The organism is Bradyrhizobium neotropicale (assembly GCF_001641695.1).
GTDB classification, from domain to species: Bacteria; Pseudomonadota; Alphaproteobacteria; order Rhizobiales; family Xanthobacteraceae; genus Bradyrhizobium; species Bradyrhizobium neotropicale.
In genome coordinates, this window is sequence record NZ_LSEF01000003.1 from 1 (window position 1) to 11,035 (window position 11,035).

13 protein-coding genes and 1 pseudogene are annotated in these 11,035 nt (G+C 64.0%); 8 read left to right on the forward strand and 6 right to left on the reverse strand.

What is annotated here, in order from left to right:
* Positions 1-17: 17 nt before the first annotated feature.
* A protein-coding gene (locus tag AXW67_RS39925; protein ID WP_145927316.1) for an IS5 family transposase occupies positions 18-781 on the reverse strand; the annotation gives its coding sequence in 2 pieces (ribosomal slippage) (positions 18-443 and positions 446-781; 762 coding nt in all).
* A 69-nt stretch (positions 782-850) separates the two neighbouring features.
* Here AXW67_RS39925 and AXW67_RS00125 point away from each other — a divergent pair.
* A pseudogene (locus AXW67_RS00125) lies at positions 851-1,543 on the forward strand (SDR family NAD(P)-dependent oxidoreductase); the annotation flags it as partial.
* Positions 1,544-1,545: 2 nt separating this feature from the next.
* Here AXW67_RS00125 and AXW67_RS00130 read toward each other — a convergent pair.
* Positions 1,546-1,776, reverse strand: coding sequence for a DUF6894 family protein (locus tag AXW67_RS00130; protein ID WP_027556057.1), 231 nt, complete (start codon positions 1,774-1,776; stop codon positions 1,546-1,548).
* Positions 1,777-2,167: 391 nt separating this feature from the next.
* Positions 2,168-3,217, reverse strand: a complete 1,050-nt coding sequence (locus AXW67_RS00135) for a hypothetical protein (RefSeq protein ID WP_063675708.1) — start codon at positions 3,215-3,217, stop codon at positions 2,168-2,170.
* 340 nt (positions 3,218-3,557) lie between these two features.
* Here AXW67_RS00135 and AXW67_RS00140 point away from each other — a divergent pair, with 340 nt between their 5' ends.
* Both AXW67_RS00140 and AXW67_RS00145 read left to right on the forward strand, forming a co-directional pair.
* Positions 3,558-4,154 carry a L,D-transpeptidase gene (locus AXW67_RS00140; RefSeq protein WP_198024854.1) on the forward strand — a complete coding sequence of 199 codons (597 nt, stop codon included), beginning with the start codon at positions 3,558-3,560 and terminating at the stop codon, positions 4,152-4,154.
* A gap of 16 nt (positions 4,155-4,170) precedes the next feature.
* Positions 4,171-4,458 (forward strand): hypothetical protein, encoded by a 288-nt coding sequence (locus AXW67_RS00145; RefSeq protein WP_063675710.1) that lies wholly within the window; start codon positions 4,171-4,173, stop codon positions 4,456-4,458.
* Between the two features lie 10 nt (positions 4,459-4,468).
* Here AXW67_RS00145 and AXW67_RS00150 read toward each other — a convergent pair whose 3' ends face one another.
* Together AXW67_RS00150 and AXW67_RS00155 are read right to left on the reverse strand one after the other, a co-directional pair.
* Positions 4,469-4,903, reverse strand: a complete 435-nt coding sequence (locus AXW67_RS00150; RefSeq protein ID WP_063675712.1) for a COG4315 family predicted lipoprotein — start codon at positions 4,901-4,903, stop codon at positions 4,469-4,471.
* Positions 4,904-5,022: 119 nt separating this feature from the next.
* A complete protein-coding gene (locus AXW67_RS00155) occupies positions 5,023-5,487 on the reverse strand; it encodes a MarR family winged helix-turn-helix transcriptional regulator (protein ID WP_063675714.1) in 465 nt (154 codons plus the stop codon).
* 102 nt (positions 5,488-5,589) lie between these two features.
* Here AXW67_RS00155 and AXW67_RS00160 point away from each other — a divergent pair, with 102 nt between their 5' ends.
* From AXW67_RS00160 to AXW67_RS00180, 5 genes are all read left to right on the forward strand, one after another.
* Positions 5,590-7,512: an FAD-binding monooxygenase gene (locus tag AXW67_RS00160; protein WP_063675715.1), complete on the forward strand. Its 1,923-nt coding sequence runs from the start codon at positions 5,590-5,592 to the stop codon at positions 7,510-7,512.
* Between the two features lie 162 nt (positions 7,513-7,674).
* A complete protein-coding gene (locus AXW67_RS00165) occupies positions 7,675-8,673 on the forward strand; it encodes an SH3 domain-containing protein (RefSeq protein ID WP_063675716.1) in 999 nt (332 codons plus the stop codon).
* Between the two features lie 168 nt (positions 8,674-8,841).
* Complete coding sequence (locus AXW67_RS00170; RefSeq protein ID WP_027556049.1) at positions 8,842-9,120, forward strand: hypothetical protein; 279 nt, start codon at positions 8,842-8,844, stop codon at positions 9,118-9,120.
* A 195-nt stretch (positions 9,121-9,315) separates the two neighbouring features.
* Positions 9,316-9,522, forward strand: a complete 207-nt coding sequence (locus AXW67_RS00175; RefSeq protein ID WP_027556048.1) for a hypothetical protein — start codon at positions 9,316-9,318, stop codon at positions 9,520-9,522.
* A gap of 26 nt (positions 9,523-9,548) precedes the next feature.
* Positions 9,549-9,911 carry a hypothetical protein gene (locus AXW67_RS00180; protein WP_063614271.1) on the forward strand — a complete coding sequence of 121 codons (363 nt, stop codon included), beginning with the start codon at positions 9,549-9,551 and terminating at the stop codon, positions 9,909-9,911.
* 82 nt (positions 9,912-9,993) lie between these two features.
* Here AXW67_RS00180 and AXW67_RS00185 read toward each other — a convergent pair whose 3' ends face one another.
* Positions 9,994-10,947 carry an IS481 family transposase gene (locus AXW67_RS00185; RefSeq protein WP_063675718.1) on the reverse strand — a complete coding sequence of 318 codons (954 nt, stop codon included), beginning with the start codon at positions 10,945-10,947 and terminating at the stop codon, positions 9,994-9,996.
* Between the last annotated feature and the right edge of the window lie 88 nt (positions 10,948-11,035).

Consider the following 11,035-nt stretch of genomic DNA (forward strand, 5'->3'; position numbering starts at 1 on the left):
CTAGGCGGTGTGGACACTTATCGCATCCATAGGACGATGGCAGCGAGAGTGACGACGGCTCGGTAATTTCGGGCGGTCTTTTCGAAGCGGGTAGCGACGCGGCGGAACTGCTTGAGTTTGGAGAAGCAGCATTCCACGAGATGGCGCTGGGCATAGAGATGTTTGTCGAGCGGATATTTGAGGGCGCGTGACGGGTTGTTGGGGATGACGGCGAGCGCCTTTTTGGCGGCGATGTCTTGGCGCAAATGATCGGCGTCATAGGCTGTATCGGCGATGACGACCTCGGCCGGCAGTCCCTCGATCAATGCGGCGGCCTGTGGTGCATCGCCCTTCTGGCCTGCGGTGAGCGTGAACCGTACAGGACACCCCAAGCCGCGAACGGCCATATGTATCTTCGTGCTCAGGCCGCCGCGCGAGCGGCCAAGCGCCTGATCTTCAGACCCCCTTTTTTCGCCCCGGCGGCGTGCTGATGCGCCCGGACGATGGTGGAATCGACGATCAGATATTCGAAGTCTGGATCATCAGACATCGCCTCGAAGATCCGCCACCAAACACCCTTGATGCTCCATCGACTGAAGCGCCGGAATACGCTGTTCCAGTCTCCGAACGCCTCCGGAAGGTCGCGCCAGGGAGAGCCTGTACGCACGATCCAGAGCACACCTTCCACGAACATCCGGTTGTCCCGCCCGGTCGAACCCTTCTGGTCGGGCCGGCCTATGATCAGCGGCGCCATGCGCTCCCAGGCCGCGTCGCTCAACACCAAACGATCCATCACACCCAAGGCCGCCTCCCAAAAAGAAGCCTTGAATCTGATTTGCTCTCAAAAGGGAATCCTTAGAGTCCACACCGCCTAGTCGGCGAGGGCGTGCGCACCGTGTTCGCCGATGTGAGCGCAGAGCGGGTCGAGGCGGCCATCGGCGCGAGCAGCAGACCGGATCTGGCGGTGCCATGGGTCGGCGATCTGGCCGATCCAGGGGCATGCGATGCGCTCCTTGCTACCGCCAATGCGGCGCTCGGCGAGGTGACGCATCTCGTCCATAGTGCCTCTCCACCTCGGCGCGAGGCTGATCACGCCTTCGCCGTCGATCGTAAGACCTGGCAGGAGATGCACGCCGTCAATCTCGACGCTGGATTTCATCTGGCGCGCGAAATCGCCAAGCGTCTCATCGTTGCAGAACGGGTGGGTTCGTTTCTGTTCCTCACCTCGCTGCACGCGGACACACCGCGCAATCTGCCGCATTATTCGACGGCGAAGGCAGCAATGGCGATGCTGGTGCGGGAGCTGGCCAAGAGCTTCGGCGGCTACAACATTCGGGTCAATGCGCTGGTGCCCGGCGCCATCGCGGCCGGCGGCTTCGTGGCCGATGCTTCGCTGGCCAGACACATTCCGCTCGGCCGTCTTGGTCAAGCCGAAGATCTCGCGCCGATGGCGCTGGCGGTGCTGTCGAACAAGGTGTCAGCTTACGTCACCGGTGCTGCCATCGTCGTCGATGGCGGGCTGTCGCTGACGAACTGGTTCGAGGCGCCTGTCCTGGACCCGTGAGCCTAGCGCTGCCAGGCCGGAACCGGATCGAGCGGCGTGCGATAGACCTCGTTGTGATCGCGATCGGTGACGCGCACCGAGCAGCCCTTCTTCTGGAGCTCGGGCTTCACCTGCGACAGCTCGCACGCCAACTGATCGGCGCGATCAGAGGCCACCTCGATATCCTCGAGGATGATGCCGCCCTGGTTCTTGAACTCTCCACCAACCACGAGGTCGAAATTGTAGTAGGGCATTTGAATTCCCCAGTGTGAATTCGCCAAGTGTCACGACACGTCTCAACCCACTTCGGATGATACCACTGAGTCGATCTTTCCCGAATGAATCGCGCGCGCAATCTCTGTGCTTATGGCGCAAAAATCATGTGCAGCATTCAAGTGCGTTAAGATTTTATTAAACATGTCAGCGCGATGATCACGCTATGGAATTGCAACAGAACCGGGCTCCGGGAACCGGCAGTTGCAAGAGAAGGCCGGCGGCATAGATCCCGACGGCCTTTTCTCTTTCGCTGGCGACCTCGGCATTTGGTCACCGTAGTCGTCCGGACTCAAACCATCACATCGACTCGGACAGCGTCGTGCACACACATGCACGCGACATGTCGTCGATGAGTCGCACCTGTTGCGTTCAACGCACCGGCATCGGCGGACGCACGACAGGTCCGTCATCATCGGCGAGGGTCTGCGAAGAAATCGGCGCAGCGGCCGGCGGCGGAACCGCGACAGCCTGCGATGGCGGTGGAGGTGCGATCGGCGCCGGCGCATATGTCGGCACGTAGGCCGATGTCGCGACCGGCTTCGGCCTGCGCACGGGCGGAGGCGCTGGCCGTGCCGGCAGGGTGGAGACTCTCGCGCGCGGCGGCTCGACGGGCTTCGCTTCGACCGCCTTCGGCATCGCCGCCTTCGCCATCTCGCGAGCCATCTGCTCCTGTCCAGCCTTCAGTTCGGCGATGTTGCTCTTGAGCTGCTCGATCTGCCTGGCCATCGCGGCGAGATCGCGCGTCATCGTCTGCACCGATTGCGTTGCATCCGGTGCGGCTGCTGCAGTGGTATCCTGAGCCGCGGGCGGCGCCGCTTGAACAGCGGGTGGTGTTGCTTGAGACGCGGCGGGTGATGCTGGAGCAGGGGGCGGCGTTGCGGGCTGATCGGCGATCTGGTCCGCTGGCGCTTGGGGAACGGGTTGTGCGGCTTGCTCGGCGACTGGCGTCGTCTGAGGCGTCGCAGAGGTGAGCGAGGACGTCAGCGCCGGCACCCATTCGGCGATCATCTGTTTCGCGGTATCGCCGTGTTTCTCCCAGGCGACCGTGGCTGCAGCGCTGCCGGCGGCAAACAGGAATGTGACGAACGCGCCGCTGAGCCATTTGCCGATCGACGATCGCTTCCGTCTGCCAGGCAGATCGCCGGCAGCCGCACGAACCGCCGTATCGACGGAGGGCGCAACCGCCGGTGTCACGGAGGCCAGATTCATCTTGGGCTCGGGACGGCTCGCAACCTCCGGCGCCGTCGCAACCTCTGGCGCCCGCGTAACCTCCGGCGCCAAGGCCGGTGCCTCGCTGCCAGGTCGCGAGGCAAAGATCACATCCGGCGAAATCTGCAGCGCGTCGTGCGGATCGTTGTCCTTCATCGTGTCCTTCACGATTTCATCGACGATTTGCTTGCTGTTCAGCGTCGCGAGCATCGCAGCTCCTTTGAACCCTTGTCGTTGAAGACTTGGTCGTCCGCATTTGCGCGAGCCGATCGATTGAACTGAGCCAGCCCACACCCCGACCCGCACGAGTCCAGCCGGGTTTGACCAAAGCAAGGCGGCGAGATGGAGACAGTGCGACGCTTCCCCGCCGTTTGTGGTGATGGAACCCGGCCGCAAAAACACGCGGACGTGTTCCGCATTGCCTTGTTTTCTGCACGATTTGGGCAGCATCTAGAGTGGCTGGGGGTGCTTCTTTTCCGCTATGGGGCCGGCGGTGACAAAATCATTGATAGCTGTATTCGCTGTTGCCTTGCTGCCGCTCGGCGGTTGCATGCAGGCAACCCTTTCGCCATCGACCGACGCGAGCATGACGCCGCGCGATCGGCAATTGCTGGCGCATACACCCTACGCGCAGGCGAGTGTGCCGGAGCAGTATCTCCGCCACATCGTCGACTATTCGCGCAAGGAGCAGCCCGGCACGATCCTGGTCGATACCGATGCGCGCTACCTCTACTACGTGCTGCCCGACGGCAAAGCGATCCGCTACGGCGTTGCGGTCGGCGAGGAAGCCATGGCCTTCTCCGGCGTGGCGCGGGTCGGCAAGATGGCGGAGTGGCCAGACTGGATTCCGACTCCGGAAATCCAGGCGCGGCTCGGTCCGTATCCGCCGCGCGTTGCCGGCGGTCCCGCCAATCCGCTCGGCGCGCGGGCGCTCTATCTCTATGCCGGCAACAAGGACACGCTCTACCGCATCCATGGCACGAACCAGCCCGAATATATCGGGCAGGCGATCTCATCCGGTTGCATTCGCATGCGCAATGAGGACGTGATCGATCTGTTCGATCGAGTGAAGCTCGGGTCAACTGTGGTTGTGCTGCCGCCCGGGCAGAATGCGCGAGCCGGGACCGGAGCGAACTGGCGCGGGTGAGGGGCCGCCCCTTTGCGTGCATCACATCGCGCGGGCGATGGGCCGGCGCCGCACGCGGCACTACGCGGCGATCGGAGCTGCGATCGCGGTCGCCTGGATGCTGCTGCTTGCGTTCGTGGTGCCGCTCCTCACCGTCCTGCTGGTCCCGGCAGCGTTCTGTGGAGCCGTGATGGGCGCACTCTGCGGGCGCTTCGCCGGCATCGTGCCGTTGCCGTTGCCTGACGTGATCGCGACCGATCCCAACACGCTCGTCGGCGCCGATCATCCGTCGCGACATCAGCACGGCGTGATCCTCAGCAACTGAGTGCCGAGGCTTATTCCTCGGGGCGCGCGATGCGCCACTGCAGGGTGGTGGCATTGCCGTTGACATCGCCCGGAGCCTTGTCGGCAGGCGAGGTGTAGAGCGGGCGATAGCGATAGGCCCACATCTTGCTGCCGTCGTTGCGGCTGATCACGGTGAAGTCGCCGACCGCCTTGGCATCTGTGGGCGCGGCCAGCGGCGTCCAGCTCTCGGTGCACTTGCCGTTGCAGTTCGACGACTTGCCGCTTGTGTCGCGCTCGTAATAGTAGAGCGTCATGCCTTTGACATCGACGAGCTTGGGGCCCTGCTTGGTCAGGACGACGCGAGCAGGCGCGGTCGTGGCCTCGGGCTTCGGCGGCGGAGGGGCATCGCCGCCGCCATGTCCGTTCGCCAGCGTATGGCCGGTCGAAAGTGCGATCGCCGCAGCGGCAATGACGAGCCTGAACATCCGAAACCCCTGGTCAGCAAAGTTAATCACGCGTTAAGCGTCGAATGACGCCGACGGTAGCAGCCGAAGGTTAGTTCCTGGTTTCGCGGCATTGCGACAAATACCGGCAGAAATACGGATCATGCCTGCACGTCGCGCAGCGGCGCGCGGCTGAGCTCATTTCCTGCGGTGATGGCCTTGCGCAACAGCCGCATCAGCTCCTCGCCCTCCTTGGCGGTGAGACCGCGCAGCATGATGCGCTGCGCGGATTCGACTGCCGGTGTGATCCTGCGCAGCGTGCGGCGGCCCTCGTCGGTGATCTCGAGCTCGCGGGCCCGGCGGTCGCGACTGGAGGCGCGGCGCTCGGCCAGACCCTTCTGCACGAGGCGATCGATCACGCCGGTGATCGTGGTGCGGTCATAGGCGATGAGGCCAGCAAGCGTCACCTGATCGAGCCCGGGATTGGACTTGATGGTCGCGAGCGCCGCATACTGCACCGGCGTGAGATCGAAACCGGATTCCTCGACCTCGGCCAGGAATACCGCCACCGCGATTTGCTGGAACCGGCGCGCCAGATGCCCGGGCATGTCGTTGTTGTCTTTCATCGAATTCTCCTCGACGCGGGGAAGGGCGGATCATTGACAAGTATACTGATAGTCAGCATACTGAGCAATATCCAAACAGAACGTGACCAGGGAGACGTGCGCATGCAATTCCATCTCAATGGATTCAGGCCGGGCGACCCTGAAATCGCCGATCCCGCCGAACGCATTCAGCCCTCGGGCGCGGCAGGAGCCGTTCCGGCAGAGGTCGACGTGCTCATCGTCGGCTGCGGTCCGGCCGGCCTGACGCTCGCCGCGCAGCTTGCCCAGTTCCCCGACATCAAGACCTGCATCGTCGAGCAGAAGCCGGGCCGGCTGCTGGTCGGCCAGGCCGACGGCATCGCCTGTCGCACCATGGAGATGTTCCACGCCTACGGCTTCAGCGAACGCGTGCTGACGGAAGCCTATTGGGTCAACGAGACGACGTTCTGGAAGCCGGACGCGAAGGCGCCGGAAACCATCGTCCGTAGCGGCAGGGTGCAGGACGTCGAGGACGGGCTGTCGGAATTCCCGCATGTCATCCTCAACCAGGCGCGCATCCATGACGGTTTTCTCGACGTCATGCGCAAATCACAGGCGAAGCTCGAGCCCTATTACAATCGTCGTCTGCTCGACCTCCAGGTCGATCCCGCCGCCGGTGCCGCCGACCGCGCGGTGACCGTTCGTCTCGAGCGGCTCGATTCCGACAACGAGGGCAAGATCGAGACGATCAGGGCGCGCTATGTCGTCGGGTGCGACGGTGCGCGCAGCACGGTGCGCAAGTCGATCGGCCGCGATCTGCACGGCGATTCCGCCAACCACGCCTGGGGCGTCATGGACGTCCTGGCGGTGACCGATTTTCCGGACATCCGCTTCAAGGCGCTGATCCAGTCGGCCAAGGATGGCAGTCTTCTCATCATTCCCAGGGAAGGCGGCTACATGGTCCGCATCTATGTCGAGCTCGCCAAGCTCGATGTCGGCGAACGCGTCGCCAACCGCAACATCACCGCCGATGACGTGATCGCCAAGGCGCAGCGGATCCTCAATCCGCACAAGCTCGAGGTGAAGGAGATTGCCTGGTGGTCGGTCTACGAGATCGGCCAGCGCCTGACCGACAAGTTCGACGACGTGCCGGAGGATGAGGTCACGACGCGTCTGCCGCGTGTCTTCATCGCCGGCGATGCCTGCCATACCCACAGCCCGAAGGCGGGGCAGGGCATGAACGTGTCGATGCAGGACGCCTTCAATCTCGGCTGGAAGCTCGCGGCCGTCATCCGGAAGCAGTGCGCGCCAAGCCTGCTGCATTCCTATTCGGGCGAACGCCAGGCCGTTGCGAAAGAGCTGATCGACTTCGATCGTGAATGGGCAGGGATTCTCGCCTCGGCAGCCAAGGCTGGCGGGGCCGATGCGGCCAAGACGCAGGACTATTTCGTGAGGCACGGCCGCTACACGGCGGGCACGGCGACGCATTACGGTCCGTCGATCCTCACTGGCGCAGCGTCCCGTCAGCATCTCGCGGAAGGTCTCGTCATCGGCAAGCGCTTCCATTCCGCGCCGGTGATCCGGCTTGGCGATGCCAAACCGGTGCATCTCGGCCACGCCGCGCAGGCGGATGGCCGCTTCCGCATCTATGCGTTCTCGCGCGCTGAAGATCCGGCCGCGGCTGGATCCGGGATTCGCGCCTTGTGCAACTTCCTCACTGAGGACCGGACATCGCCGATCCGGAAATATACGCCAGTGGGTGCCGACATCGATGCCGTGATCGATCTGCGCGCGGTGTTCCAGCAGGATCATCGCGAGCTCGCCATCGAAGCGATGCCGGCATTGCTGCTCCCGCGCAAAGGCCGCTATGGACTGATCGACTACGAGAAGATGTTCTGTCCCGACCTCAACAGCGGCCACGATATTTTTGCGATGCGCGGCATCGATCGCAAGGCGGGCTGCATGGTCGTGGTGCGGCCGGACCAGTATGTCGCGCATGTGCTGCCGCTCGACGGCTTTGCCGAGCTTGCGTCGTTCTTCGACGCCTTCATGTTGCAAGCGCACTGACGGTCACGTCGCTGTCATTCGCTTCACCGATGAACGGCGGATGAATATCGAACTCGACGCATGGCGCGCATGCCGCGCCCCAGTATTTTTGAAGGATGCGGCGACAGCGGGCGGAACGCTCGTTCCGCTCGGGCGTTCCGACCTGCATAGGAGGAACACGTCATGAGATTCAAGAGTGTCTTGCTTGCCGCATTGCTGCTCGCGCCGACGGCCGCACTGGCCGCGCCGGGCATCATCACCGTCTCGACGGGCTTACGAGCCGGGCCGGGATCGGGCTTTCCCCTGGTCGATCGCGTCCCCGGGGGCGCCCGCGTCAATATCCATGGTTGCCTGAGGGGCAATGCCTGGTGCGACGTGAGCTTCTCTGACGATCGCGGTTGGGTATCGTCGCAATATCTCGAATATCTCTACCGCAATCACTACGTCTATCTGCCCGACTTTGCCGACGAGATCGACGTGCCTGTCGTTCCCTTCGTGCTGAGCTCGTACTGGTCGAACTATTACGAGGGGCGGCCCTGGTATCGTCGCCACGCCTACTGGGATGACTATTGGACCTCGCGTGAGCGCTTCGCGACGCAGATGACGCCTGATCCGCGCGCGGCCCGCATCGGTCGTGCGGCGACGCGCGACGCAGCGATCGCGCTCGGACGCACCGGCGCAGATGTCAGAGGCAATGCCGCGATCTCCGGTCGCGACTCGGCCATGGCACGACGTGACGCCGCGACCGCGCGAACCGGCGCCGCGATTGCGAACGATCGCACCCGCGTCGGCCCGAGCGAGCGTTTCGCTCACGAGCGAGCGACCGTGCAGAGCCGCAATCCGCGCGATGCGCAGGCGCGCATGACGACGCGTGAGCAGACGCGCATCAACGCGCACGAGCAGGCTGCGGGTCGTGCTGCTGCTCGCGTACAGCCGACGGCGCGTGCCCATGAAGCTCCGCGTGTGTCGGCGGCGCCTACCGCCCGCCCTGCGCCGCATATGGCACAGCCCAATGTGAGCCACGGCTCGCCGGCGAACGCCCATGCGCAGATGCCGGCGCCGCGCGCGGCGGCGCCCGCCGCGCCGCGTGTGGGCGGTGGTGGTGCCCCGCATATCAACGCCGCACCGCATGGCGGCGGCGCGCCGGCCGGCGGCCCCGGTGGCCATCAGAAGCAGCAATAGCTGTTCGGAAAAGCCCGGCCTTCGCGCCGGGCTTTTTTCTTGGCTTAGCGTGACGCGAGGCTCGTACAATTTGAGACAGTTCTTCGCGGGCAGATTTCATCGATCGAAAGATTTCTACCGAAAGATGTAGCCATCCACTCGGGGCAGGCGGGGCACGGGAGGATGACGATGAGACAGAGTCAGGCGGAGACGCGCCGCCAAAATGTCGCGAAGCGCTCGATGGCCAAAGAGGCCAAGCAACTGACCGGCCTGATCGCAGGACTGCGCAAATCGCTCGAAGGCATCCAAAAGCAGCGGGCCGACACAAAGCTGTCGGGCGCCGAGATCGGTCTTCTCGATGAGCGGCGCAACAATCTCTTGCTCACGATCGCAGCGCTGGACGATCGCCTGTCGGCCGTGCAGGGCCTGATCGATCTCGGCCGTCCGCACATCATCCGCGTACATTGAGCCGAGCCGGCTGCGCACGCGATCAGGCCCGTCGCGGTTGCGGCGGGATTAGGCTCGGCCGGCGGCTCTACAGCGGACAGCGATTGGCGTAGTTCGGCCGGAACCGGCGTCGGTCCACAATGCTGCCCTGGACGGCACCAAATTGCCACATGTCCGGCGAATTGCCGCCAAAGCCCGCTGCCACGACGGGCGGCGGTGCAGGGTAACGCAAGGGGATGGGCATTGGCCTACAAAATGGTCGCAGAACGCGACAACGAGAAGTACAGTTTCGCGCGCGAGAGCCGGTTGCTCATCGTTGCGAAGGCGAGGGTGTGGGCGAGCGAAGGGTGGCGGGTTGTCATCACCGATCAGGACGGCAAGGCGTATGCGCCGACCGAATTCGATCAGCTGCTGGCGGCATGACTGCGCGACGGGGTTAGGGGACGATTTTGACAACGCTATTTCGACCGGGGCGCGATCTCATCGCGCCTCTCGTGACTCTTGCGGCCGCCGCCGTGCTGACGGCGACTGTGGCGTTTGCGCAGAACCTTGACGCCGGCAAACCGCCGGCGAAGCTCTTCGCCGACGGCTGCGCGACCTGCCATCGCAGCCCTCGCGGACTTGCGAAGGGCCGCTTCAGCCTGACGCTCACCTGGTTCCTGAAGGATCACTACGCGACCAGCTCCGACTCCGCCAAGGCGCTCGCCTCGTACCTTGAATCCATGGATACCCCTCCGCGCGCGGCGGCCAAGCCCGGCGCGCGCTCGTCGCGCTCCGCGCCGCGTCCGCCGCGACCGGTCCAAGGCCAATAGCTGGATGCGTAGGGTGGGTTAGCCGAAGGCGTAACCCACCACTGTCGACCCAGTGGTGGGATAGCTGGTGGGTTACGCTACGCTAACTGTGGAATCTCAACAGGTCGTCCTCCGGGAGACGGAGGCGGCTGATGGGTGGTTTGGCTTGCAAACTACCGTGTGGGCGATGCCAGTTGTAGTGCTGAAGCCAGATTGGCAGGTTTTTGGCGCGCTGGTCTGAGGTGTCGTAGGAGCGAGCGTAAGCCCACTCGCGCAGCGCTGTCTGGATGAAGCGTTCGGCCTTGCCGTTTGTTTGGGGCCGATATGGTCTGGTGAAGATGTGCCTGAGGCCGAGCTTCCCGCACGCTCTGGCGAAGGCCTTGGCACGGTAGCAAGAGCCATTGTCGGTCATGATGCCGGTGACCTTCATACCGAGGCTGCGGTAGTAAGCGACGGCTTCCCTGAGGAAGGCGATGGCACTTTCCTTTTTCTGATCACGCCGGATCTGGGAGAAGGCCAGGCGCGATGCATCGTCGATCGCCACGTGGACGAACTCGTGGCCGGCGCCGCGGCTTTCACCCTTCTGACGATCGTGCGTGATGCGGTGGCCGGGTCTGACGAACCTGCCGAGCTTCTTGATGTCGATATGGATCAGCTCGCCGGGCTGCTCGCGCTCGTAGCGGCGCACCGGCTCGGCCGGCTCCAGATCGCGTGTCCGGCTTAATCCCAGGCGGCGGAGTATGCGGCTGACGGTGGCCCGTGACAGCCCAACCTCGGCTGCGATCTGCTTGCCGGTGTGGCGCTGCCGGCGCAACGCCTCGACGGCCTCGCACGTGGCCCGCGGGGTTTGGCTTGGCGATGAAAGGGGTCTGGAGGAACGATCACGCAATCCCTCGACACCTGCTGCGCGGAACCGCTCGACCCATTTGGCTACCGTTTTCGGTGTCGTGTTGAACTGGTCAGCCGCGGCAGCCTGGCTCAGTCCGTCCTCGACCACGCCTCGCACCATCGCCTCTCGACCTGTGGGCGTCAAAGGCGCATTCTTGTGGACGTTCATCTGGTCTCTCCGTGGAAACGTTGAAGCTTCGCAACCTCAGCTTCCTCGGTTCAGACCAGATGGACAACCTCCTGAGACACCAAAGCTA